This window comes from Mesorhizobium sp. Mes31, from assembly GCF_024519675.1.
Classification (GTDB): Bacteria; Pseudomonadota; Alphaproteobacteria; order Rhizobiales; family Rhizobiaceae; genus Mesorhizobium.
This window is the reverse complement of sequence record NZ_JALJRL010000007.1, coordinates 276,973-301,090: the sequence shown is the minus strand read 5'-3', so window position 1 is coordinate 301,090 and position 24,118 is coordinate 276,973. Positions and strand designations below refer to the sequence as shown.

Sequence of the window (24,118 nt, the reverse complement as noted above, 5' to 3'; positions counted from 1 at the left end):
AAAACCAAGGGACTGCGCTATTTCGCGCTGCGCCTGAAAAGTCGCGACAAGAGTTCGTCGAGCTCGTAGCGGCCGCTGATGCCGCTTGGCCGGAAGGCCATGCAAAGCACGATGACGACGCCGAGCGCCACGCCCGACAGTCCGAGCAGTTGCGGCAGCTGGATGCCGGCGATCGTCACGCCCGATTCGATGCTGCGGATGAATTCGAGCCCGACCGAAAGCACGATGACGCCGGTCACGGCACCTGTCACCGTCGCCATGCCGCCCAGGATCAGCATCGCCAGCGTGTTGAAAATCATCTGGAAGTAGAACAGCTTGGGGCTGATCGTGCCGGCGAAATAGGCGTAGAGCACACCAGCCAGACCGCAGATCAGCGCCGACAGCACCCATGACATCAGCCGCAAGCGACGGGCGTCGATGCCCAGTGCGGCGGCGGCCTGCGGGCTCTGGGCACTGGCCCTCAATTGCAGGCCCCAGCGGCTGTCCTTGAACAGCCGCGCCAGCACGATCACCACCACCGAGAACACCATCATCCACGGCAGGCCAACCACCTTTGGAATGCCGAAGAAGGCCTGGTTGCCCTTGAACAGGTCGGTCCAGTTGAGAAACACCGAGTGGACGATGATCAGCAGCGCCAGGCTGACGATGGTCGCCGCGACGCCCGACAGGCGGCTGATGACCTTGCCGCTGACGGCGGCAAGGATGCCGACCACGACAAGCGCGATGAGCGCCGACGATACCGGATCGAGCTGCAGCGTCGCGAAGCCGAATGGTGCGTTGGGGATCGACAGCTTCTTCATCGCCAGCGGTGTGGAGAGGATGGCGACGCCATAGGCGCCGAGGCCGACAAAGGCGCTATGGCCGAGATTGGCGATGTTGCTGTTGCCCATGAACACTTGCAGGCCGACGACGACGATCAGGTTCACGAAGGCACCGAGCGCCAGATAGGTGTAATAGGTCGGCGCGAAATTCAGGATCGCCAGCCCGACCATCAGCACCGGCAGCGACGTCACCAGCCCGCCGATCAACGACCGCGTCAGCGCACCGCCGGGCCGCGCGACAGCGGCGGCAGGAAGCGCGGTATTTTCGATTGCCTGCGACACCTCAAATCTCGCCACCCTCAAATCTCCTTGTCGCCGAGTTCGACCCGCTGGCCGAGCAGGCCTTCCGGCCGGTAGACAAGCAGCGCGACGATGATCACGTAGGTGAGCGCATCCTTGAAGCCCCCATATTCCTGCGGTAGCGCGACAAGCAGGCCAACCTCGATGAAGCCGAGCAGCATGCCGCCGGCCGCCGCCCCCGCCAGCGAGCCGAAGCCGCCGATCACGCAGGCGACGAATGCCTTCAGCACCAGGCTGAAGCCGAGGTCGGGCGAAACGCTGCCACGTCGCGCGATGATGAACACTGCGGCGATGCCCGCCAGCGCGCCCGAGATGGCGAAGGCCGTTGCGATCACCCGGTTTGCCCTGATCCCCATCAGCCGCACGGTAGCGAAATCACGCGATGCCGCGCGGATGGCCAGGCCAAGCGTCGAGCGGTTGAGGAAGAGCACCAGCGCCAGAATGGTCAGGCCGGAGACGACCAGCTCCATGACCTGCAGCGACGACACAGCGAACGGGCCGAAGAACCACATCTGGTTCAACCCGTTGAGGATCGAGACCGACTGCGGCTTTGGCGAGATCAGCAGCATGAACAGGTTCTGCACGACGATGCTGACGCCGAAGGCAGTCAGCAATCCTGTCGTCGTCGGCGCATAGCGCACTGGCCGGAACGCCACCCTCTCGAAGACGATCGCCGCCAGCGCGGCGGCGGCAGCGGCGAGGAGTACGGCGACGATCGGCGACGTCAGCCCGAGGGCCGCCGCCAGGAACACGCTGTAGGCGGAGACGCCGATGATTTCGCCATGCGCGAAATTGACCAGGCCCATGATCGAGAACACCACGGCAAGGCCGAGCGCGACCAGCGAGTATTCCGCGCCGAAGGCCAGCGCGTTGAGAAGCTGCTGCAAGGCATAGTCCATGTCGCCGCCTACCCGCCAATGTAGAGATTGAAGAGGCCGTGTTCGTCGGCGAGGCCTGCCGGCGGCCCGCTGTGGCGAAGCGTACCGGCGCTGACGACATAGACGCGGTCCGCAAACCGAAGCGCCTGCCTGGCGTTCTGCTCGACCACCAGCAGCGTCAGCCCCTCGGCCTTGAGCTCACCGATGAAATCGAAGATCTGCACCACGATCTTCGGCGCCAGTCCCAGCGACGGTTCGTCGAGCAGAAGCAGCTTCGGCCGCGACATCAGCGACCGGGCGATGGCCAGCATCTGCTGCTCGCCGCCCGAAAGCGTGCCGGCCGCTTGCCCGTAGCGCTCGGAAAGCACAGGAAACAGCGCCAGGAAGCGCTCGATGTCCTGGCGTACCCCTTTCGGGTCACGCCGTGTCGCCGCACCGAGCCGCAGGTTCTCGCCGACCGTCAGATTGGCGAAGATGTGCCGGCCCTCCGGCGTCGAGGTCAGCCCGGCTCGTATGCGGTCCTCGGTGCGGACCCGCGAGATGTCCTGGCCGTCGAGAACGATGCGGCCAGAGGCCGGCGTGACCAGACCAGTCAGCGCGTTGATGGTCGAGCTCTTGCCGGCACCGTTGGGACCGAGCAGGGCGACAAGCTCGCCCCGCCCGACCCTCAGGCTGAGGTCACGCACCGCCGTCACCGCGCCGTAGCGGACGATCAAGTTGTCGACCGTCAGCACGACTGGGCCTGCGCTGCGAAGGCTCGATCCATCATCACCTGACCTGCCTGTCTCAGTTCAGCGCCGGGACGAAGGTCGGCGGCGTATCGGAGATCAGCACCCGCTTGCCGTTCGAGAAGCCCATCACCGGCACCGCCTTGACCGGGTAACCCTTCTTCTCGGCGAAAGAAATGACCGGCGCCGTGGTGCCGGGATAGCCACCCGGCGCACGGATCGCCTCGCGCAAGGCGGCGGGCTCGACGGTGCCCGATTTCTTCGCCGCTTCGTAGCTGATCTGCACCATGTCGGCGCCGAGCGCGTCGAAGATGCCGTTGATCTTGTAGCCATCGGCCTTGCACTGGGCCAGGAACTTGTCGATCGGGCTATCGACGCCGGTCGCGCCATGGGTGGCGAACATCACCTTTTCCAGCGACGCCGGATCGCCGACGGTGCCTTCCAGCGACTTGTCGTCGAAGGCGTCGCAGCCGGCCACCCAGCCGTCATAGCCGTTGGCGCGCAGCTGGCGGATGAAGATGCCGACATCCGGCAGCACGCCGCAGATGTGGATGGCGTCCGGCTTCTGCGGCAAGGCCTTGATGCTGGCGATCTGCGGCGACCAGTCGGTGGTGCCCCAGGAATAGTTGAGCTTGGAGACAACCTTGCCGCCGAGATGCTCGAACACCTCGCCGAACCATTCCGGCAGCTTTTCCGAATAGGAGCCGGCATCGGGCGAGACCATCAGCGCCACGCTGCGCGCGCCCTTGCCGTAGAGCGCGTTGGCGGTCGCCGCCGCGTTGATCGGGTCGGGCACCGCGCCGGCGATGAAATTGTCGAGGCCGGCCTGCTGCATCTCGAGCTGCGTGTTCGGCGCCGAGAAGACCGTGGCGCCATAAGGCGCCGCGATCTGCGCAGTCGGGATCAGCGCGTCCGGGAACGGCACGCCGGTGATGATCTGCGCGCCGGCATCGAGGAATTTCTGGCCGAGCGAAACCGAAAGCTGCGGATCGGAACGATTGTCCTCGATCATCAGCTCGATCTTGGGATCACCGGCGCCTGCGGCCTTGTTCAGTCTGTCGGCCATGCAGCGCGCGCCTTCGGCCTCGCTGTAGGGTGCGTAGGTGCCGGTCATCGCCACCGCGAGTCCGATCTTCAGGTCGGCGGCGCCGGCATGCGCGACCTGCGAAAGTCCCGCCGCGACGACCGCGGCTCCCAGAATCATCTTGTCCATTGAACCCCTCCTTCTCCCTTGTTGTTGCCGTTCCAGGGCGCCGTCACGATGTCTCGGACTGCCCGACATAAACCTCGATGACGCGCGGATCGCGCCACACTGCTTCGGTCTGCCCGGAAGCGATCACCTGGCCCTGGTCCATGACGCAGAGCCGGTCGCAAAGCCGGTTGATGAAGCGCAGATCGTGATCGATGACGATGGTGGCGCAGCCGACATCGCGGCGGATGCCCTCGATCGCCAGCGCGAGTGTCTCGGACTCGCCTTCGTTGAGGCCGGCGGCCGGCTCGTCGAGCAGCAGCAGCGAAGGACCGAGCGCCAGCGCACGGGCGATTTCGAGCCGTCGCTGGCTGCCATAGGACAGCGTGCCGGCCGGAACGTCGGCGAAGCCGTGCAGTTGATATTGGGCGAGCAGCTGATCGACGCCGATGCGCGCCGCGGCGTCCGGCCGAACGGACTGGCAGGTGATATGGGCGACCTCGACATTCTGCCGGACGGTCAATTCCTTGAACAGCCGGATGGTCTGGAACGTGCGCGCGACTCCTGCCCGTGCGCAATATTCGGGACCATGGCCGGTGATTTCCCTGCCTGCCAGCCTGACACTGCCGGCGTCGGGCTTGAGCACGCCGGAGATGGCATTGACCAGGGTGGATTTGCCGGCGCCGTTGGGGCCGATAAGGCCGAGGATTTCGCCCGCCTCGCAGGACAGCGAGGCACCGCGCAACGCCTGCACGCCGCCAAAGGTCTTGCTGACTGACTCAACCGACAGCATCGGTCACATCTCCCATCCCGGCCGATGGCTATTTCTCCTGTCGGCCGGTCAACAGGATGCTAGACCTCCGACTTTTCCATAACAAGTATTTTTTTCCATTTTAGAAAATATTCTTGAGACACCGCGTTTTCCGATCGGAATTCCATCCGGTTCGATCGACTGGGATCAGACCCCAGCGCCGGCCGGAAGCCCGTCGCGCGGCACGGTGTTCGACATCAGCATGACGACCGGCTCGCCGCCCAGCGCGACATAGGCATGCTGCATTTCGCCGTCGAACAGGATGCTGTCGCCCGGCTGCAGCACCGTCGGATCATAGTGGATGGTGTGCAGTTCCAGGTTGCCGCTCAGCACGTGGATGAACTCCTCGCCCGAATGGCTGCGCCAGCCGCCATTTTCCTCAAAACTCTTCGCGCGTAGCGTGACACGCCAGAAAATGTTGGTCTTGTCGCGAAAATCGCTGCACAGGACCTCGAATTCCATTGCATTGCCCTGATGCAGGATGCCGCTGCCGGCGCGCGTGATCGAGCGCCGTGCCTGCATGCCCGGCTTCGGGCTGAACAGGAAGGATGCCACCGGCACATGCAGCACGCCGGCGATCATCAGCGCGACGTCGACCGTCAGGCGGGCCTTGCCGTTCTCGAGCTTCGACAGTTGCGACACCGAAAGGCCGGAGCGTTCGCTGAGGTCGCGCAGCGTGATGTTGCGCTCCTTGCGCGCATCCCGGATCTTGCTGCCCACATTGCCCTGCATCGCCCACGCCCTTGGCTGTCGTGTTTCCAATTCGACAAGCTCTAGCGGCGTGGCATGGGGGCGTCCAGCCTTTAGACGGCTACGGCTGGTTTCGGCCATAACGACATCGCGACGGTGGCAAAGGCACCCTCCAGGGTGCGGCTGACGAGTTCGAATGTTTCCGGATCGGAAAGCAGATCGTTGCGGACTTCGAGATAGAGGCAAGGCCTGCCTTGCTCCAACCCGTGCCGGTTCAACGTGTAGCCGACAGCCTGACGCCAATCGTACGGCTCGTTGTCGCCGATCCTCAACCCGGCCTCCTTGCCCTGCGCACCGAGGGTTTTTAGCACCGAGGTGACGAACGGCGACGGCTCCCGCCACAGCACGCCAATATCGACATTGCGCCGCACGCCGCCCATCACCGGGGTGAAGGAATGCACCGAGATCAGCGCCTGCCGGCCCGCCGCCGCCTCGATGATCGCCTGTTCGACCGGCTCCCAGGCAACAAGGGTGCGCAGCCGGCGGTCCGTCGCATCGGGCGCCAGATTGGCGGGCACCGGAATGCCGCCGAGATCCGGACGCATGAAATCCCACTCGCTGGCCGGGCGGTTGTAGTCGAGGAACAGGCGCGAATAATGCGCGACCACGGCCGGCGCCCGCAACGTTTGCGAGAGCCGGCGCGTCAAGGCGTCGACGCCGATGTCGACGGCGAAATGCGTGCCGAGATAGGGCACCGCCAGGCCAAGATCATGCCATGGCGCGGGCACAAGATTGCCCGCATGTTCGGCGATCAGCAGATAGGGGCTGGCCGCCTCCGTGCGCAGCCGCTCGACGGCGGCCGCGGCCAGCGTGGTGATGGTTGCATCGTCAAGCCCTGCAAGGCCCGCCACGCTCATCTTGCCGCTCCTCGGCTCAACCGATGACGGAGCGGACATGATAGGCCTTCGCCGCTGTCGCTTCCGCCAGGCCGGCGCGGCCATTGCTGCGGCCGAGGCCGGAATTCTTGATGCCGCCCCAGGGCAGGTGCAGGTCGGCGTGGTCGCAGCGGTTGAGATAGACGGTGCCGGCCTCGACTTCGTCGAGCAGCGCCACGCCGCGCTCGATATCCCGCGTCCAGATCGAGGCGCTGAGGCCGAAGTCGCTGTCATTCATCAGGCCGATCGCCTGCTCGTCGCCGCTGACGGACTGGACGCAGGCCACCGGCCCGAACAGTTCGTCGCGCATGATCTGCATGCTGTGGTCGACACCGATGAGCACTTCCGGCGCGACATAGGCGGCCCCGAGGCCAGAGGCCTTGGCGATGCCGTCCTGCGGCATCAGGCGCCGGGCCCCTGCCCGCACCGCCTGTTCGGTGAGATCGCGGATCGTATCTGCGGCGCTCGCCCGCACCACCGGGCCGATCATCGGCTTCTCCTCAATGGGATGGCCAATGGTCCATTTCGCCGTCTCGGCGACCAGGGCTTCGACAAAGCGGTCATGGATCGCCTTGTCGACATAGATGCGCTCGACCGAGCAGCAGGACTGGCCGGCATTGGAATAGGTGCCTTCGGCGATCTGCGGGATCGTCGCCTCGAGGTCGGCGTCGGCCCGGACATAGGTCGGATCCTTGCCGCCGAGTTCGAGATGCACCTGGGTGAAGGTGCCGGCGGCGGCGGCATGAACGCGCCGGCCGCCATTGACCGAGCCGATGAAGTTCACCGCGTTGAAGGCGCCTGACGCGATCAGGCGCTCGGCATCGGCATGATCGAGATGCAGGCTCTGGAACATACCCTCGGGGCCGCCGGCGGCACGGAAGGCTTCCTGCGCCAATTCGGCAATCAGCGGCGTCTGCGGCGAATGCTTGAAGATCACGACATTGCCGGCCGCGAGCGGCGCGGTGACGAGATAGCCGAGCATGGCGGTCGGGTAATTCCAGGCGCAGATCGACAGATGCAGGCCGCCCGCGGTCGGCCGGGCATAGCGGCGGATGGTTTCGTCCGAGGGGTAAGGCACGTCGGCCAGCGTCTCCGGCGCGATCTCGGCAAGCAGCTGCCCGACCAGCGCCAGGCGCGGCGTCTCGTCGGCCTGCCACAAGGGCCGGCCGATCTGCCATGCCACCATCTCGGCCAGCGGCGTCGCCCGCGCCTTCATCTCCTCGCCGAAGCGCAGCAGGATCGCCAGCCTGTCGGCCAGCTTCATCCGCCGCCAGGATGGCGAGGCGGCACGGGCCCGGATGAGCGCCGCCTCGATTGCGGCGCCATCGGCATAGGCACGTGTCGTGTAGGTCGAGCCGTCGACGGGAGAGGTCACGGAGAAGGTCCGCGCGCCGGAATGCAGGTCCATGGTCGTGAAATCCATTCGAGCTGAGAGAGGATCGGTCCCGGCACGATATCGTTATTTTCCATTTTGGCAAATTTTTTCTAATACCGCTTGATGGAATTTTTATCCGCCCCTATTGTCCCGACATCGCGCGTTTGGCGGAGCACATGAGGGGTTGCAGATGATCGTTTATGATTTCACCGGCAGGCATGCGGTCGTCGCCGGGGCAGGCGGCGGCATGGGCGAAGCCATCACGCTGGCGCTGCTCGATGCCGGCGCCTCCGTCACCGCCATCGACGTGAAGCCACGTCCTTCGTCTCTCGCCTCCTATGACGACAGGCTCGCCTTCGCGCAGGGCGATCTCACCGACGCCGCCTTCGTCGAACAGGTCGTCGGCACGGCGGGCCGCGAGCGCGGTGGCATCGACTATCTCGCCAATGTCGCTGGCGTGTTGTGGTTCGGTCGCGACAAGTCGGCTCTCGAGATGGATCTCGACGTCTGGGACGAGGTGTTCAGGATCAATCTGAAGTCCTTCGTGCACACCGCGCGTTCGGTCGTCCCCCATATGCGCTCGGGCGGCCGCGGTGGCGCCATGGTGCACTTCTCGACCATCCAGTGGTATCGCGGCGATGCCAACCCGCAGGACGCCTATCAGGCATCGAAGGCCGGCGTCTGCGCGCTCTCGAAATCGCTCGCCATGCAGCTGGCCGGCGAGCGCATCCGCTCCAACGCCATCTGCCCCGGCATGGCGCTGACCCCGCTGCAGGCGCGCTGGGACACCGAGGAAAAGCGCTCGGCCGTGGCGAGCTACGCGCCGCTCGGTCGCATCGGCACGCCGCAGGACATGGCCAACGCGGCACTGTTCCTGCTTTCCGACGCGGCGAGCTACATCACCGGCATCGAGCTTGCTGTCGATGGCGGCTTGCTGATGCGCATGTAGCCGACATGCCCGCTACCGGGTCGCGATAGCGGCAACCGAGACGAATGGCCGGCCGGCAAGGCCGGGCTGAATCCGTCCACCCGCGCGACGGCCGGGATGACCTGGCTGCCTTGCGCGATGGCGTGGGTTGCCGGGCCCGCTCACCGGGATCGCCAGCGTGGAGAGCGCCCCACCAATTGTGCCACCATCGATCAGCTCCAGCCCGCCAATCGCATCGACGGGCGGCGGATTGGGCATGACTTGCGGTTGGCTTCGCGCATCCGCCATGAAATCCGAACTGACGAAGCCGGTGTCGTCGTTAGAACTGGCCGCATCGGTGGTGGTGCCCTGCCCGATCGCATAGGCTCCGACAGCCTCGCCCGAATCGCGGTCGCCGGCAGCGCCGTCAAGCGCACCGGCCATCAACCAGCCGTGATCGACAATGCCTGTTCTCCGCATTTGGTACCTATGGACACACGTTTTGAAGGCTGAAAAATGGGGAACATGACTCCGTTGTCGGAGTTGAAGAGAAACACGAGGAGCATAGCGCTGAATCTGGAAGACATTGTCGGCCATCCGGCCTTGCACCGTTACGTTCAGGAACAGTCGCTGGCGCTGATCCGAATCTATGAAGATAGCCCGCGGCTTGCTTCTATCTTTGCCACGCAGCAACGCTGGCTGATGGGTCATGTCGGCCTTGCCATGCATTTCAGGCGGGACCCGAACGACCGCCGCAAGGACCTGACAGTATCGCGTTTCATCGAGTTCGTGCACCAGCACGCGGTGGCCAGCCGCAACACGGCGGACGCTTTCATCAAGGAGATGCTGCACTACAACATCGCCGAGTATGTGTCGGGCGGGGACGGGCGCACGCACCCCTTGCAGCCGACGGCGGCGACCGTGCGGACATTCACGGGCTGGGTTCTTGCCCATCTGCGGACGCTGGATCATCTCGACGGTGGCGACCGGCTGGCCAGGTTCCTGGAGCGGCCCGACATGGTTGCCAGGCTGCAGCCTCTGGTGGCGGACGGCCTGCTTGCTTCCAAGCCAGTGCGCGAACCCAACCAGACCTTTTCCCTGTTCATCTGGCTCAACAATGGGGGCATCGTCATGGACTGGCTGATGTCGGGCATCGATCCCGATGATGCCGGCCTGGACCGGATTCCGACCAGCGTGGTTTCGATCGGCGACTTCGCCAGATGGCTCAAGCTGTCGCGGACCCATCTTGCCCGCAAGTTGCGCGATGCCGAAAATCTCGGCAGCATCGGCTGGCTCGGCCAGCGCGGCCATTCGGTCATGTGGGTGTCGAACACCTTCTACCAGGAATACATGACAGTCCAGGCCGCCAAGCTGGCCATTGTCGATGCCGCTTTCGACGTTTGTTTTCCGGCACCCCGGATCGGCTGAACATTCTCTCACATTGCGGCTGGCGGCGGCGTCAATCGGCGATTCGCCAAATGGCTCAAGCTGTCGCGAACCCATGCCGAAAGACCTCGGCAGCGGCCGCTGGCTCGGCCGGCGCGGACCGGCAGGCAATTGATCGGTGCGGCATCCCCCATGCGGGGGCTGGGCGGCGCCATGAGAGGGGCCGGCATGAAAAAGCGTCACCAAAAGCCGACGCTGGACAAGCGCGAAAACTGTCCAGCGTCACGGCGGTTTGCACGCCATCGACTTGCGTGGACTGATCGCCCGGCGATCAGGACACGCATTGGCGGCGAGCAGGCGTCGGCGTTCTCAATCGATGTCGAAGGAGACGCCCTGGGCGAGCGGCAGCGCCTTGGAATAGTTCACCGTGTTGGTGGCGCGGCGCATATAGGCCTTCCATGCATCTGAGCCGCTCTCGCGGCCGCCACCGGTTTCCTTTTCGCCGCCAAAGGCGCCGCCGATCTCGGCTCCCGACGTACCGATGTTGACGTTGGCGATGCCGCAATCCGAACCGTCGACACCGAGGAAGCGCTCGGATTCCTGCAGGTCGCGCGTGAAGATCGACGACGACAGGCCGGCGCCCACCGCATTGTGTTCGTCGAGCACGGCGTCGAAATCCGAATATTTCATCACATAGAGGATCGGTGCGAAGGTCTCTTCCGTCACCGGAGCCACCTGCTTCGGCATTTCGACCAGCGCCGGATGCACATAATAGGCATCCGGATGACCATTCTCGACCCGCTTGCCGCCGGTCACCTTGCCGCCATGGGCGGTGGCTTCCTTCAGCGCCTTCTGCATGGCGTCGAAAGCGGCCTTGTCGATCAGCGGCCCGACCAGAGAGGAGGTCTCCAGCGGATTGCCGACCGAGACGCTTTCGTAGGCCTTCTTGAGACGCGGAACCAACGTATCATAGACGCTGTCATGCACGAATAGGCGCCGCAGCGTGGTGCAGCGCTGGCCGGCCGTGCCCATCGCTCCAAAGGCAATCGCGCGCAGCGCCATGTCGAGATCGGCGGTCGGGCAGACGATGCCGGCATTGTTGCCGCCGAGCTCCAGCACGGCGCGGGCAAAGCGCTTGGCCAGGCGCGGGCCGACATCGCGGCCCATGCGGGTCGAGCCGGTGGCCGAGACCAGCGGCACCTTGGGGTGATCGACCAGGATTTCGCCGACGGCGCGATCGCCGATCAGCACCGGCGCCAGTCCCTGCGGCGCGTCCGCGCCGAAACGCTTGACCGCGCGCGCGAAAATCGCCTCGCAGGCGAGCGCCGTCAGCGGCGTCTTCTCGGACGGCTTCCACACCACGGCGTCGCCGCAGACCAGCGCCAGCGCCGCGTTCCACGACCATACCGCGACCGGGAAGTTGAAGGCGGAAATGACACCGACGACGCCCAGCGGATGCCAGGTTTCCATCATGCGGTGGCCCGGACGCTCGGTGGCGATGGTCAGACCGTACAGTTGCCGGGAGAGACCGACGGCGAAATCGCAGATGTCGATCATCTCCTGGACTTCGCCGAGGCCCTCGGACGGGATCTTGCCGACCTCGATCGACACCAGCCGGCCAAGCTCGGCCTTGTGCGCGCGCAGTTCCTCGCCGAGCAGCCGTACCAGTTCGCCGCGACGCGGGCCCGGCACCAGCCGCCAGGATTGGAACGCCTTGTGCGCGGCATCGATGGTCTTGGCCGCGTCAGCCGGCGAGATGGTCTTAAGCGCCGCGATCTGCTCGCCCGTCACCGGGCTGCGCACGATCAGGTCGCCACCGACAAGCGCCTCCTTGGCGACGCCCAGTTTCGCCAGCAGTTCGGTCGTTTCCTTCGCAATCGTCATTTTTGTCCCTTTCAGATCCGTTCGCCATCATATGGCTCCGGTCAAAGCCTTGCGCCATGCGCTCTGTGTGCCGACGGGCACATCAGCGCTGTCATGGCGTGGCATTACTCGTTTCAGGGCAAAATCGCCACCCCGGCATGGTCCAAGGCGGGCGCAGACCGTTGAACCAGAGGCAGCCGCGTCATTTTGCCGAGCGGGCAGTCCCCCGCACGGCACCGTCTTTCATCAAGCGGTCGATATGCATGCGGATATGGGCAGCTTCCGCCGCCGTGTTGGCAAGCGAAATGGCACGGTCGAAGGCAACACGCGCCTCTTCGCCCCGGTCGAGTTGCATCAGCAGGCCGCCCTTGAGGCCGAAGAAGTGAAAATAGCCTGAGAGCCTCTGTTCGAGCGGCTCGATCATGGCAAGCGCCGCTTCCGGGCCGCGCACCTTGGAGACCGCGACCGCACGGTTGAGCGTGACCACCGGCGACGGTTGCATCTGTTCGAGCAGGCCGTAGAGCAGGTCGATCTCCACCCAGTCGGTGTCCTCTGCCTTCTCGGCCCGCGCATGCAGCGCGCCGATCGCCGCTTGCACCTGGTAGGGGCCAGGCTGGCGATGGCGCAGCGCCTTGTCGACCAGCGCCAGCCCCTCGTCGATCATCTTGCGGCTCCACAGGCTGCGATCCTGGTCCTCGAGCAGGACGATCTCGCCGCTCTCGTCGAAACGGGCCGGAGCGCGCGCATGCTGCAGCAGCAGCAGCGCCGTTAGCCCCATGATCTCCGGTTCGGTCTGGAACAGCCGCAGCAACAGCCGGGCCAGCCGGATCGCCTCCTCGCACAGCGGCGCGCGGGCCGGTGCCTCGCCGCTGTTGGTCGAATAGCCCTCGTTGAAGATCAGGTAGACCATTGCCGCGACCGCGGCGAGCCGCTCGGAGCGCTCGACAGCGTCCGGCGTCTCGAACGGCACGCCGGCATCGGCGATGCGCGCCTTGGCGCGAGTGATGCGCTGCTCCATGGCGCTTTCCCCTACCAGGAAGGCGCGCGCGATCTGTTTGACGGTGAGGCCGGAAACGACACGCAGCGCAACCGCGATCTGCTGCGTCGCCGGAAGATCGGGATGACAGCAGATGAACAGCAGCCGCAAGATGTCGTCGCGGTAATGCGCCCCGTCCAGCCGCTCGGCTATGTCGCTTTCGGCATCTTCCAGATCGGAGATCTGATCCTCTTCAGGCATCGGCGCCTGCTTGGCACGCTTGCGCACCGCATCGATGCCGCTGTTGCGGCCAACGAAGATCAGCCAGGCCGCCGGATCGCGCGGCGGCCCGTTTTGCGGCCAGTTCTTCAGCGCCCTGAGACACGCGTCCTGGAAAGCCTCCTCCGCGGTATCGAGATCGCGGAAGTAACGCAGCAGCGCGCCCATCGCTTGCGGGCGGGCGGCGCTGATCGCCGAGCTGATCCAGGCGAGCTCGGTCATGCGGGAACCTTGCGGGGATTGAAGACCGATACCGGCCTGATCTCATAGGAGCCGCCGCTCGGATTGACCTCGGAAAGTTCGCGGGCGAACTCCACGGCCTCGTCGAGATCGGCGCACTCGAGCGTATAGAAGCCGAGGAACTGCTCCTTGGTCTCGGCGAACGGACCATCGATGACGACCGCTTCGCCCTTGACCTTTCTCAGCGTCGTTGCCGCCGTGGTCGGCAGCAGCCGCGCCACCGGGCCAAGCCGGCCGGCCTTGGCATACTTGTCCTGGACATCGAGGAGCTTGGCCATGACGTCGTCGTCCTGCGCCTTGCTCCATGAGCTGACGACATCTTCGGAAGCATAGCAGAGGATTGCGTAGAGCATTGCTGGTCCTTTTCTCTGTCAAAGGACGAAACACTAGGACCGATCCCGACATTGCGTCGATAAAAAAATCCGGGCGCCACGGAATTGGTGACCGTCGTGCCGCGTCAGCGCTCGTGCGTCTTCAGCCACCGCAGCACCAGCGCCTCCTCGTCATCGAGCCCGTCAATCGAGCGCTTGCGCTTGTTGGCCTCCATCATTTCGTCGAGTAGCCGGCCTTGCGCCCAGGCCTCGAAGATCTGCGGGTGGATATAGCATTTGCGGCAGACGGCGCGGGTGTTGCCCAGCCGCTCGGCGACCTTGTCGATGACGCCGTTCATCACCTGCTTTTGCTGCGAGCGGCTTTCCGGCAATTCCGTCCGTGCAAACAGGGACGCCGCACGGATGGTGCCGCCCCATGTCCGGAAATGCTTGGAGCTGAAGTCAGTGCCCACGGCCTCCCTGATAAAGCAATTGACGTCCTCGGAATGGACCGGCCGCCTGTTGCCATCTTCATCGAGATACTGGAACAGTTTCTGACCGGGCAGCTCCTGCGCCCCGCGAACGATCCTGGCGATGCGGCGGTCGACCAGCTTCAGTCTCCATTCCTTGCCGGACTTGCCCTTGAAGGCGAAACGCAGGCTCGAGCCGACGATATCGACATGGCGGTCGCGCAATGTCGTCAGCCCGAAACTCTTGTTGTCGCGGGCGTAGGCGGCATTGCCGACCCGGATCATCGTATTGTCGAGCAGCCAGACGACCGCGGCGACGACGCGCTCGAGCGGCAAGCCGCGACGGCGCAGATCGGCGTCGATCCGGCGCCGCAGTTCGGGCAGGCTTTCGGCGAAACCGGCAAGGCTCGAATATTTGGCACCATCACGCTCGTCGGCCCATTGTGGATGATAGCGGTATTGCTTGCGCCCACGCTGGTCCCTGCCGGTCGCCTGGATATGGCCATCGGCATCGGGCGAAATCCAGACATCCGTCCAGGCCGGCGGAATGGCGATCGCCTCGATGCGTGCCCTGTTGGCGTCCGACACTGCTCGTCCATCTGGTCCCCTGTAAGAAAATCCCTTGCCCGTCTTCACCCGGCGGATACCGGGCCCGGCATCGCTGACATAGGTCAGCGCGGCATGATCGGCCGAAGTTTGCGCCCCACCGTTCGGCGCATCATTTTTGGCCACGGTATCTTCGTCAGCCGACCGGCCGTGCGACAGCCCGGATCTTTGCAACATGTCCGCTCCACGCAAATATCCGTGGATAATCCGCTGGCCGATTGCTGGTTCCACATATCGTCCGAAAAGCCGGCGGCGCCGACGAGGTTGGCGCCTACAGAGCGCCTTGCAGCTGGATCGACGGCGCGGACAGGCGCCGCCGCGCGGCGAGCTTGAACCTGTAGCGCAGGCAGCGCCAGGCTTCCGACCGTCGCTTCGGCGCCGCCGCGGCGACCGCCAGGAAGCGCGCGGCGGTGTCCAGGTCGCCGCGCGCATAGTGGACGCGGGCGATCTTGAGGGCGACGAGCCCTTCCCTGGTCTTGAGCGCCGATATCGGGATATTGCAATCGGTGAGTGTGTGCAGTTCTCGGCGCCAATCCAGGAAGCGCCGCACCGGATTCATGGCAAAGCGGTCGTCGGAACGCGCCACCGAAACCTCATAGACCATGACCGGGTCGGGAATCATGGCCAGGGATGCCTTGCTCATCAGCCGTGCCCAGAACAACGTGTCTTCGTCATAGGCCAATCCGACCGGGAACCGTGTCTCGCCGATCAGGCGCCGCGAAGCCAGCACGCTGCCAACGGCGACCGAGCGTATATCGCCTTTGACATAGGCCGAAGCGTTCGCGTGGCAGGCAGCCTGATAGCCGTTCGGCACCTTGATCTGCCGATTCTGGCCATTCACCCGGCGCCGGTAGGCGCCAACGATCATATCGGCTTTCGGTTGATTCTCCGCCTGCCGCAGCAGCGCGCGCAATCCGCCCGGAAGATGCAGGTCATCGGCGTCGATCAGGTATACCCAGGGATGAAGCGCCTGCGCCAGCGCCACATTGCGGGCGCCGCCGGCATCGTGGCAATCGGCCGGCAGCACGCGCAACGGCAGGGACAGCTGCGCCGCGGCCTGCTGCGCGACAGCCACCGTGCTGTCCGTCGATGCATCGTCGACCAGCAGGATCTCGCCGATGACCGCGGCCTCGCTGCGAAGCGACGCCAGCGTTGCCGCGATGGTGGTCGCCGCGTTGTAGGCAGGAATTACGACGCTGACCGCTCTCAATTACAAAACCCCGCATCGATGCGTTCTAAGAACATGCAATTATTGTCCACCTCGAAACGGATGTAGACTAGCGGCCGCATCGATGTTTGAGAAGCAGTCTTATCCACCTGGAATTGCACCGATGGGCCCGTGACACATCTTCGGGTTCGGTTTTACGCCTTTTCGAGCACGACCGGAATGACGTCGACAGCCTGCTCGCCGACTTGTCCGCCGGTGGTCTTGAGAACGCCGACGATCGGCGCCACGTCCGAATAGTCGCGCCCATAGCCGACGGTGATATGGTCGTTGCTCGCCCGCATGCCGTTGGTCGGGTCGAACTCCTGCCAGCCGGCATCGCGCCCGCACCAGACCTTGACCCAGGCATGCATGGCATCGGCGCCTTCCAGCCGGGGCTTGCCCTTCGGCGGGATGGTGCGCAGGAAGCCGCTGACATAGCCGGCAGGAATGCCGAGCCCGCGCAGGCCGGCGATCATGATGTGCGAAAAGTCCTGGCAGACGCCGCGTTTCAGCCGGAAGGCATCGCTGGCCCTCGTCCGCACCGTCGTCGCCTCGCCGTCATAGGTGAAATCGCGATGGATGCGATTGCAGAGCTTCATGGCCGTGCCGGCGGCCGAACCGGCAACGCTGTCTTGCGCGTAACCGGTGATCGCACCGTCGATGCCGGAATGAGCGCTGCCGGCCAGAAAATGGTGAGGCGAGGACGGCGCCAGCGACCGCACCGCGGCGAGCTCCTGCCTGAGCCGGCCGATATCGGGCGATACGTCGAGCCCAGGCTCGGGCCGCGACACCGAAACGCGCGCACTCATCCTGATATCGAGCGCATCATGCGCCTCGCGAAAGGCGATCGAGGTGACGTTGTTGCCGAAGAAGTCGGAAAAGTCGGAACGTTCATTGGGCGCCGGCGCAAAGGACAAGGATGCGGCGATGACGCGCTGTACGCCGGAAATCGTCGACGGCAACACGCGAATCTGATGGCGGCCGCCGCCGGCCGCCGCCGCATAGTCGTAGTGGAGATGAAGCCTGATGTCGTAGAGCATGCGCTATCCGAAGTAGGCCTTGGCGAGGCTGTTGTAGAGGCCGCCGATTTCATAGGCGAGATCGTTCAGGGCCTTTGCCGTCATGTCCGAAGGCTCCTTGATGGCGATCTGCGTGTTGAGCTGCAGGATTTCCTTGGCCGCCGGCGACATGTGCCCCTCGCCGCCCACCGATGGCAAAAGGCCGATTTCGGCCTTCAGCCTTTCGAGCTGGAACAGGATGGAGCGCGGATTGAGCGGGTCGAGCGCCAGAAGATCGATCACCGTGCGCCGGCCGGTCTGCACCGGATACTGACGGCGGTGGGTCATCACGCTGTCGCCGATCTCCAGCATCATGTCGAGCGCGCCATCCGGCGCCTTGGCACTGGTCAGCCGGGACAGCGTGCGGGCGATCTGGATGCCGCGCTCCAGCCGCCGGCCGATCTCGAGGAAACGCCAGCCGGCGAAGCGGTACATGTTCTCGTGCAGCAGGCCTGAGAAGCCGGCAAGCTTGCGCAGGATCACAGTCATCGCCCTTGTCGCATCGTCACCCGGCGCCACCGTCGTCGCGAACTGATGGATGGTCTTTGACAGGTCCTTCAGCGCCAGCCAGCCATCAGGCGAGAAGCGGTCGCGGATCTGCCCGGCACTGTAGACGGCGCTATCGAGCGTGCCGATCAGCCCTGGCGGGATCGCCGTCTCGACATCGATGCCGAAGGGGTCGAGATAGTCCCTGATATCGGCGAGCAGCGGCATGTCGGGATCGGACGTTTCGGCCAGCCGCACATGGTAGGCGCGCAGGATGCGCACCGTGTCTTCCGAGCGCTCTATGTAGCGGCCGAGCCAGGTCAGGTTTTCCGCCGCCCGGCTGGGCAGGCTGCCCGGCCTGGTGCGGGTGAAGCTGTCGCTCTCTTGCGGCAGCAGCGTCTCGCGCTCCACCGGTCTGTCGCTGACCACCCAGACATCCGCCGCCTGGCCGCCGCGCTGCATGGCGATCGCCGTCGGATCGAGCGACAGGCCGACACGGGCAAAACCGCCCGGCATCACCGTCCAGCCCTCCGGGGTTCGCGCCAGATAAACCCGCAGGCTCGCCGGCCGCGGCTCCAGCCAGCCGCCAACAAAAACGGGTGTCGTCGAAAGCGTCACCGCTTCCTGGCCGACGAAGTCACCGCCGCCGCGTTCGATGCGCGCCACCAACTCCGCCCGCTCCCCGGCGGACAGCGCCGAGCCGAGCTTCGTCTGATCGTCATCCTCGAAGGCAAGCCGGGTCGACAGCGCCGGGCCAATCACCATGCGGTCGATATTGGCCAGCACATGCGCGCGCTCCGTCTCCTGGCCACACCACCACGTGGCGACGCTTGGCAAGAGAAGCTCCTCGCCCCGCAAGGCGCGTGAAATCTTGGGCAGGAAGGCAAGCAGCGCCCGCGTTTCCATCAGACCCGAGCCCAGCGCGTTGACGGTGGCGACCGCGCCATGGCGGATCGCCTCGACCAGCCCCGGCGTGCCGATCTGCGAATCCGAGCGCAGTTCGAGCGGATCGGCGAAGGCCGCGTCGAGCCGCCGCCACAACACGCTGATCGGCATCAGGCCGGAAACCGTGCGCACCATCAGCCTGCCGCCGGAAACAGTCAGATCCTCGCCTTCGAGCAGCATGATGCCGAGATAGCGGGCGATATAGGCGTGTTCGTAGTAGGTCTCGTTGAGAGGTCCCGGCGTCAGGATGGCGACCCGACCGTCGGTCTCCTCGGCCATGCCGATCAGCGCGTCGCGAAAGCGGCGGAAAAAGCCGGCAAGACGATGCACATGCATCTCGCCATAGATGTCGGACAGCGCGCGCGTGGTGGCGACGCGGTTCTCGAGCGCGAAGCCGGCGCCGGACGGCGCCTGGGTGCGGTCTCCGAGCACCCACCACTGGCCGTCGGGTCCGCGGCCGAGCTCGAACGCGCAGAAATGCAGGAAATGGCCGCTGGCCGGCACGGTGCCGACAATGGGACGCAAATATTCCGGGCTGGCGGCGATCAGCCCAGCCGGCAGGATGCCTTTTTCGACAAGCCGGTTCGGCCCGTAAATATCGGCGATGGTTTCCTCGAACAGCTCGGCGCGCTGCACGAGGCCGGCACTGATGTCAGCCCACTCCTTGTCCTCGATCAGCAGCGGCACATGCGCCAGCGGCCATTCGCGCTCATTGGCGCCGGCCTTGTCGTAGACACGGTAGTAGACACCGGCGTCGCGCAGATACTGGTCGGCGCGGGCGAAGCGCTGGCCGAGCGTTTCAGGCCCCAGTTCGTCGAGCGCCTCGATGAAGTCCTTCCAGACCGGACGAGGGTTGCCTGAAGCATCGACCATCTCGTCGACGACGCCGTCGATCGGCTGGTAGTGTTCCAGCAGGCTGTGGATCTGCGGCTTGCCGCGTATCCTCTTGTGATTCCCCTTTGCCATCGCTGATCAGAGTCTTGCCGGCCGCCGAAGGTCAAGGGTCATCGGGAAATCTTCCGCGGGTTGTTCGTCGCGCAGCACATAGCCGGACGGCGTGTGGCCGCGCGGTTCGAAGCGGGCGAGCCGCCGTGCCTCCGCCTCGTTGCCGTTGACCGGGAAGGTGTCATAGTTGCGCCCGCCGGGATGCGCGACATGGTAGACGCAGCCACCGACCGCACGGCCCGACCAGCGGTCATAGATATCGAAGACCAACGGCGTGTTGACCGGCAGCGCCGGATGCAGGCCCGAAGCCGGCTGCCAGGCCTTGAAGCGCACGCCGGCCACCGCCACCTCACGGTTGTCGGTAACCTTCATTGGCACGATGCGGCCGTTGCAGACAATGGCATGGCGCTCCGGATTGAGCCCCTCGGTCTTGACCTGCAGCCGTTCGACCGAGGAATCGACGAAGCGCACGGTGCCGCCGATGGCGCCTTGCTCGCCCATGACATGCCACGGCTCCAGCGCCTGCCGCAGTTCCAGCTTGATGCCGGCATGCTGCACCTCGCCGCAATACGGGAAACGGAACTCGAGCTGGGCGTCGAACCATTCGGGACGGAACTCGAAGCCGTTGAGTTTGAGATCGTCGAGCACGTCGAGAAAATCGGCCCAGACATAATGCGGCAGCATGAAACGATCGTGCAGCGACGTGCCCCAGCGCACGAAGCGGCCGTCGAGCGGGGTTTTCCACGCGCGGGCAATGATGGCACGGACCAGAAGCTGCTGCGCCAGTGACATGCGCGCGTTGGGCGGCATCTCGAAGCCACGGAACTCGACCAGGCCGAGCCGGCCGGTCGGGCCATCGGGCGAAAACAGCTTGTCGATGCAGATTTCCGAGCGGTGTGTATTGCCGGTGACGTCGGTCAACAGGTTGCGGAACAGCCGGTCGACCAGCCACGGCAGGGGTGCCGCGCCCTTGTCCGGATGCGGCACCTGCGCCATGGCGATCTCGAGCTCGTAGAGCGAATCGTGACGAGCCTCGTCGAAGCGCGGCGCCTGGCTCGTCGGGCCGATGAACAGGCCCGAGAACAGATAGGATAGCGACGGATGCCGCTGCCATTGCAGCACCAGGCTCTTCAACAGATCGGGCCGGCGCAGGAACGGACTGTCATTGGGCGTCGCGCCGCCGACCACGACATGGTTGCCGCCGCCGGTTCCTGTGTGGCGGCCATCGATCATGAACTTGTCGGCGCCAAGCCGCGTCAGCCGGGCCTCCTCGTAGATCGCCGTCGTCGTCGCAACGCAATCCTGCCAGTTGGAAGCGGGATGGATGTTGACCTCGATGACGCCGGGATCGGGCGCGACGCGGATGACGTTGAGGCGCGGATCGTGCGGCGGGCCATAGCCCTCGATATGCACCGGCAGGCCGATCGACTTTGCCGCGTTTTCGGCCGCGGCGACGAGTTCGAGATAGTCCTCCAGCGCCTCGACCGGCGGCATGAACACGCACAGCCGCCCATCGCGCGGCTCGACCGAAAGCGCGGTGCGCACCGCGCCGCCGATCTCGGTGATCTCCTGTTCGACCCGGTCCTGCTGGCCACTGGCCGCCGTGAAGGATACCGCCTGCTGGCGGCGCGCCATTTCGTCGGCGCCTTCGAGTTCGGCCGGAGCGGCGGTGGGCAAGATAGCCTCGCGTGCCGGCAGCGGGCCGCGCGGCAGCGAAGGATCGACCGGCACGATATAGGGGAACTGCGCCGGCGGCACATAGGGCAGCGTGCCGAGCGGCAAGCGGTAGCCGACCGGTGAATCGCCCGGCACCAGGAACAGCCGCCCGCGCCGCGTCTTCCACTTTTCCGAGCGCCAGCGCGGGCTCGACGCCTGGCTGTTCCAGCGCTGCACCGGCAGCACATAGCCCGACGGCTTGGTCAGCCCGCGTTCGAACACTTTCGCCATGCGGCTACGTTCCTCCGGGTCTTCCAGCTTGGAATTGGAGGGATCGACATTGTCAGGCAGCTTGCCTTCCTTGAGCAGCCACTCGGCCGGGTCCTCATAGGCTTCGCTGACCATGTTCTTGTCGATGCCGAGCTCGCCGGCGATCGCGGTGAGCAGGCTTTCGGCCTGCTTCGGGCCGATGTCGGCCTCGCTCTTTTCACGCGCGATCAGCGACGGATCGCTCCACACCGGCTCGCCGTCGGCGCGCCAGTAGAGCGAGAAGGTCCAGCGCGGCAGGCTTTCGCCGGGATACCATTTGCCCTGGCCGTAATGGAGGAAGCCGCCCGGCGCGAAACGCTCGCGCAGTTTTCGGATCAGCGCGTCGGCCTTCTCGCGCTTGGTCGGCCCGACGGCGGCGGTGTTCCACTCGGCAGACTCGAAATCGTCGATCGACACGAAGGTCGGCTCGCCGCCCATCGTCAGCCGCACGTCGCCAGCCGCCAGCGCGGCATCGACTTGGTTGCCGAGCGCATCGAGCGCCTGCCAGCTTTCGTCAGAGAACGGCTTGGTGATGCGCGGATGCTCGGCGATGCGATCGACCCGCATCTCGAAGCCGAATTCGACGTTGGCGAAGCTCGCCATGCCGGAAATGGGGGCAGCATTGCGGAAATGCGGCGTGGCGGCGAGCGGCACATGGCTTTCGCCGGTAAGCAGACCGGAGGTCGGGTCGAAACCGATCCAGCCGGCGCCGGGAAGATAGACCTCGCACCAGGCATGCAGATCGGTGAAGTCGACGGCGGTTCCCGGCGGCCCATCGAGCGCGACAAGATCGGGCTTGAGCTGGATCAGGTAGCCGGAGACGAAGCGCGCAGCAATGCCAAGATTGCGCAGGATCTGCACCAGCAGCCAGCTCGAATCGCGGCACGATCCCTTGGCCGCGGCCAGCGTTTCCTCCGGCGAGAACACGCCGGTCTCCATGCGCACGATATAGGCGATCTCGCGCTGCAGCCGGGCATTGAGGTCGACGAGGAAATTGACGGTGTTCTTCGGGCTGGTGTCGATGGTTTTCAGGAACGCCGAGAGCAGCGGTCCCGCCGGCTCCGGTGTCCGGTAGATGGTGAGATCGTCGCGTATCTCTTCCGGGTATTCGAACGGAAATGTTTCGGCCGACGGCTCGACGAAGAAATCGAACGGATTGTAGACTGTCATGTCGGCGACGAGGTCGACCTCGATCTTCAGCTCCGTTACCGGCTCGGGGAAGACGAAGCGGGCGAGGAAATTGCCGTAGGGGTCCTGCTGCAGGTTGACGAAGTGGTTCGCCGGCTCGACCTTGAGCGAATGGCTCAACACCTTGGTGCGGGAGTGCGGCGCCGGCTGCAGCCTGATGATTTGGGGGCCGAGAACCACCGGCCGGTCATACTTGTAGTGGGTCAGGTGGTAGACAGCTGCCAGAATTGCCATGGGACCCCGGAATTCAGCGTTTCAAAACGAATTCGCTGAACCCTGACACATTTGGCGGCCATTCTCCAAGCAGAGATGTTGCGGTGCACCTAATTTAAACGGCTACCGAACGCTCAGAAAAACGCCTGCAAACCCGTCTGCGCCCTGCCGAGGATCAGCGCATGCACGTCATGCGTGCCTTCATAGGTGTTGACCGTCTCCAGGTTCTGCGCGTGGCGCATCACGTGGTAGCCGATCTGGATGCCATTGCCGCCATGCATGTCGCGGGCCTGACGGGCGATATCGAGCGCCTTGCCGCAATTGTTGCGCTTGACGATCGAGATCATTTCCGGCGCCATCTTGCCTTCGTCCATCAGCCGCCCGACCCGCAACGATGCCTGCAGCGCAAGCGCAATCTCGGTCTGCATGTCGGCGAGCTTCTTCTGGTAGAGCTGCGTGCCGGCCAGCGGCTTGCCGAACTGCTTGCGGTCGAGGCCATACTGGCGGGCGCGATGCCAGCAATCCTCGGCGGCACCCATGGCGCCCCAGGAAATACCGTAGCGCGCCCGGTTGAGGCAGCCGAACGGGCCTTTCAGCCCAGAGACATTGGGCAGCAGCGCGTCCTCGCCGACTTCGACGCCTTCCATCACCACTTCGCCAGTGATCGACGCCCGCAGCGACAGCTTGCCGCCGATTTTCGGCGCCGAAAGGCCCTTCATGCCCTTTTCCAGCACGAAGCCACGGATCTCGTCCTTGCCGTTCTCGCCCTTCAACTTCGCCCAGACGACGAACACATCGGCGATCGGCGCGTTGGAAATCCACATCTTCGAGCCGCTGAGCTTGTAGCCGTTCGCCGTCTTCTCGGCGCGCGTGTTCATGCCGCCCGGGTCCGAGCCTGCATCGGGCTCGGTCAGGCCGAAGCAGCCGATCCATTCACCGCTGGCGAGCTTGGGCAGGTACCTCTTGCGCTGCTCTTCGGAGCCATAGGCGTGGATCGGATACATCACCAGCGACGACTGGACGCTCATCATCGAGCGGTAACCGGAATCGACGCGCTCGACCTCGCGCGCCACCAGCCCGTAAGTCACATAGTTGGCGCCGAGACCGCCATACTCTTCCGGGATGGTAATGCCGAGCAGGCCGGCCTCGCCCATCTCGCGAAAGATACCTGCATCGGTCTTTTCATTGAGATAGGCGTCCTCGATCCGCGGCGCGAGCTTGTCGGCGGCAAAAGCCGCCGCGCCGTCGCGCACCATGCGCTCGTCTTCCGAAAGCTGGTCCTCGATCAGGAACGGGTCTTCCCAGACGAATGCATTCTTGTCGGCGGCCATGGCGATGTCCTCGAG

Annotated in this window: 20 protein-coding genes; 2 read left to right on the top strand and 18 right to left on the bottom strand. The window is 65.0% G+C overall.

The window, feature by feature from the left end:
* Window positions 1-17 precede the first annotated feature (17 nt).
* The 8 genes from NR193_RS15020 to NR193_RS14985 all read right to left on the bottom strand — a co-directional run bounded on the left by NR193_RS15020 (window position 18) and on the right by NR193_RS14985 (window position 7,760).
* Window positions 18-1,118 (bottom strand): branched-chain amino acid ABC transporter permease, encoded by a 1,101-nt coding sequence (locus NR193_RS15020; protein WP_256751581.1) that lies wholly within the window; start codon window positions 1,116-1,118, stop codon window positions 18-20.
* Between the two features lie 2 nt (window positions 1,119-1,120).
* Complete coding sequence (locus tag NR193_RS15015) at window positions 1,121-2,020, bottom strand: branched-chain amino acid ABC transporter permease (protein WP_256751580.1); 900 nt, start codon at window positions 2,018-2,020, stop codon at window positions 1,121-1,123.
* A gap of 8 nt (window positions 2,021-2,028) precedes the next feature.
* Window positions 2,029-2,733, bottom strand: coding sequence for an ABC transporter ATP-binding protein (locus NR193_RS15010; protein WP_256751579.1), 705 nt, complete (start codon window positions 2,731-2,733; stop codon window positions 2,029-2,031).
* A gap of 52 nt (window positions 2,734-2,785) precedes the next feature.
* Window positions 2,786-3,940 (bottom strand): ABC transporter substrate-binding protein, encoded by a 1,155-nt coding sequence (locus NR193_RS15005; protein ID WP_256751578.1) that lies wholly within the window; start codon window positions 3,938-3,940, stop codon window positions 2,786-2,788.
* A gap of 43 nt (window positions 3,941-3,983) precedes the next feature.
* Window positions 3,984-4,709 carry an ABC transporter ATP-binding protein gene (locus tag NR193_RS15000; protein ID WP_256751577.1) on the bottom strand — a complete coding sequence of 242 codons (726 nt, stop codon included), beginning with the start codon at window positions 4,707-4,709 and terminating at the stop codon, window positions 3,984-3,986.
* A 165-nt stretch (window positions 4,710-4,874) separates the two neighbouring features.
* Window positions 4,875-5,459 carry a helix-turn-helix domain-containing protein gene (locus NR193_RS14995; RefSeq protein ID WP_091577713.1) on the bottom strand — a complete coding sequence of 195 codons (585 nt, stop codon included), beginning with the start codon at window positions 5,457-5,459 and terminating at the stop codon, window positions 4,875-4,877.
* Between the two features lie 71 nt (window positions 5,460-5,530).
* Window positions 5,531-6,334, bottom strand: a complete 804-nt coding sequence (locus NR193_RS14990) for an N-formylglutamate amidohydrolase (RefSeq protein ID WP_256751576.1) — start codon at window positions 6,332-6,334, stop codon at window positions 5,531-5,533.
* 16 nt (window positions 6,335-6,350) lie between these two features.
* Entirely contained in the window at window positions 6,351-7,760 is a 1,410-nt protein-coding gene (locus NR193_RS14985) for an aldehyde dehydrogenase family protein (protein ID WP_256751575.1), read from the bottom strand.
* A gap of 157 nt (window positions 7,761-7,917) precedes the next feature.
* Here NR193_RS14985 and NR193_RS14980 point away from each other — a divergent pair, with 157 nt between their 5' ends.
* Window positions 7,918-8,676: an SDR family NAD(P)-dependent oxidoreductase gene (locus NR193_RS14980; RefSeq protein ID WP_256751574.1), complete on the top strand. Its 759-nt coding sequence runs from the start codon at window positions 7,918-7,920 to the stop codon at window positions 8,674-8,676.
* A gap of 12 nt (window positions 8,677-8,688) precedes the next feature.
* Here the strand turns inward: NR193_RS14980 and NR193_RS14975 are convergent, their stop codons facing one another.
* Window positions 8,689-9,114 (bottom strand): hypothetical protein, encoded by a 426-nt coding sequence (locus NR193_RS14975; RefSeq protein ID WP_256751573.1) that lies wholly within the window; start codon window positions 9,112-9,114, stop codon window positions 8,689-8,691.
* A 36-nt stretch (window positions 9,115-9,150) separates the two neighbouring features.
* Between NR193_RS14975 and NR193_RS14970 the strand changes: the two genes are divergently transcribed.
* A complete protein-coding gene (locus NR193_RS14970) occupies window positions 9,151-10,062 on the top strand; it encodes a hypothetical protein (protein ID WP_256751572.1) in 912 nt (303 codons plus the stop codon).
* Window positions 10,063-10,389: 327 nt separating this feature from the next.
* Here the strand turns inward: NR193_RS14970 and NR193_RS14965 are convergent, their stop codons facing one another.
* From NR193_RS14965 to NR193_RS14925, 9 genes are all read right to left on the bottom strand, one after another.
* On the bottom strand, window positions 10,390-11,904 hold the full coding sequence (locus NR193_RS14965; RefSeq protein WP_256751571.1) for an aldehyde dehydrogenase family protein: 1,515 nt from the start codon (window positions 11,902-11,904) through the stop codon (window positions 10,390-10,392).
* 181 nt (window positions 11,905-12,085) lie between these two features.
* Window positions 12,086-13,360, bottom strand: coding sequence for an RNA polymerase sigma factor (locus NR193_RS14960; RefSeq protein WP_256751570.1), 1,275 nt, complete (start codon window positions 13,358-13,360; stop codon window positions 12,086-12,088).
* Window positions 13,357-13,731, bottom strand: coding sequence for a YciI family protein (locus NR193_RS14955; protein WP_091577722.1), 375 nt, complete (start codon window positions 13,729-13,731; stop codon window positions 13,357-13,359). The genes NR193_RS14960 and NR193_RS14955 overlap by 4 nt, the downstream gene beginning before the upstream one ends.
* A 104-nt stretch (window positions 13,732-13,835) precedes the next feature.
* Entirely contained in the window at window positions 13,836-14,942 is a 1,107-nt protein-coding gene (locus NR193_RS14950; protein ID WP_256751569.1) for a DNA topoisomerase IB, read from the bottom strand.
* Window positions 14,943-15,036: 94 nt separating this feature from the next.
* The gene (locus tag NR193_RS14945; RefSeq protein WP_256751568.1) at window positions 15,037-15,975 is read right to left on the bottom strand and encodes a glycosyltransferase family A protein; all 939 of its coding nucleotides are present in this window, start codon (window positions 15,973-15,975) and stop codon (window positions 15,037-15,039) included.
* A 152-nt stretch (window positions 15,976-16,127) separates the two neighbouring features.
* Window positions 16,128-17,012 carry a transglutaminase family protein gene (locus NR193_RS14940; RefSeq protein ID WP_256751567.1) on the bottom strand — a complete coding sequence of 295 codons (885 nt, stop codon included), beginning with the start codon at window positions 17,010-17,012 and terminating at the stop codon, window positions 16,128-16,130.
* A 3-nt stretch (window positions 17,013-17,015) separates the two neighbouring features.
* On the bottom strand, window positions 17,016-19,427 hold the full coding sequence (locus tag NR193_RS14935) for a circularly permuted type 2 ATP-grasp protein (RefSeq protein ID WP_256751566.1): 2,412 nt from the start codon (window positions 19,425-19,427) through the stop codon (window positions 17,016-17,018).
* 6 nt (window positions 19,428-19,433) lie between these two features.
* A complete protein-coding gene (locus NR193_RS14930) occupies window positions 19,434-22,793 on the bottom strand; it encodes a DUF2126 domain-containing protein (protein ID WP_256751565.1) in 3,360 nt (1,119 codons plus the stop codon).
* 113 nt (window positions 22,794-22,906) lie between these two features.
* The gene (locus NR193_RS14925) at window positions 22,907-24,103 is read right to left on the bottom strand and encodes an acyl-CoA dehydrogenase (RefSeq protein ID WP_256751611.1); all 1,197 of its coding nucleotides are present in this window, start codon (window positions 24,101-24,103) and stop codon (window positions 22,907-22,909) included.
* Between the last annotated feature and the right edge of the window lie 15 nt (window positions 24,104-24,118).

Coding starts and splice junctions, on each gene's coding strand:
- NR193_RS15015 (WP_256751580.1), bottom strand. CDS start 2,020: ATGGACTATGCCTTGCAGCAGCTTCTCAACGCGCTGGCCTTCGGCGCG.
- NR193_RS15005 (WP_256751578.1), bottom strand. CDS start 3,940: ATGGACAAGATGATTCTGGGAGCCGCGGTCGTCGCGGCGGGACTTTCG.
- NR193_RS15000 (WP_256751577.1), bottom strand. CDS start 4,709: ATGCTGTCGGTTGAGTCAGTCAGCAAGACCTTTGGCGGCGTGCAGGCG.
- NR193_RS14995 (WP_091577713.1), bottom strand. CDS start 5,459: ATGCAGGGCAATGTGGGCAGCAAGATCCGGGATGCGCGCAAGGAGCGC.
- NR193_RS14990 (WP_256751576.1), bottom strand. CDS start 6,334: ATGAGCGTGGCGGGCCTTGCAGGGCTTGACGATGCAACCATCACCACG.
- NR193_RS14985 (WP_256751575.1), bottom strand. CDS start 7,760: ATGGACCTGCATTCCGGCGCGCGGACCTTCTCCGTGACCTCTCCCGTC.
- NR193_RS14980 (WP_256751574.1), top strand. CDS start 7,918: ATGATCGTTTATGATTTCACCGGCAGGCATGCGGTCGTCGCCGGGGCA.
- NR193_RS14975 (WP_256751573.1), bottom strand. CDS start 9,114: ATGCGGAGAACAGGCATTGTCGATCACGGCTGGTTGATGGCCGGTGCG.
- NR193_RS14970 (WP_256751572.1), top strand. CDS start 9,151: ATGGGGAACATGACTCCGTTGTCGGAGTTGAAGAGAAACACGAGGAGC.
- NR193_RS14965 (WP_256751571.1), bottom strand. CDS start 11,904: ATGACGATTGCGAAGGAAACGACCGAACTGCTGGCGAAACTGGGCGTC.
- NR193_RS14960 (WP_256751570.1), bottom strand. CDS start 13,360: ATGACCGAGCTCGCCTGGATCAGCTCGGCGATCAGCGCCGCCCGCCCG.
- NR193_RS14955 (WP_091577722.1), bottom strand. CDS start 13,731: ATGCTCTACGCAATCCTCTGCTATGCTTCCGAAGATGTCGTCAGCTCA.
- NR193_RS14950 (WP_256751569.1), bottom strand. CDS start 14,942: ATGTTGCAAAGATCCGGGCTGTCGCACGGCCGGTCGGCTGACGAAGAT.
- NR193_RS14940 (WP_256751567.1), bottom strand. CDS start 17,012: ATGCTCTACGACATCAGGCTTCATCTCCACTACGACTATGCGGCGGCG.
- NR193_RS14935 (WP_256751566.1), bottom strand. CDS start 19,427: ATGGCAAAGGGGAATCACAAGAGGATACGCGGCAAGCCGCAGATCCAC.
- NR193_RS14930 (WP_256751565.1), bottom strand. CDS start 22,793: ATGGCAATTCTGGCAGCTGTCTACCACCTGACCCACTACAAGTATGAC.
- NR193_RS14925 (WP_256751611.1), bottom strand. CDS start 24,103: ATGGCCGCCGACAAGAATGCATTCGTCTGGGAAGACCCGTTCCTGATC.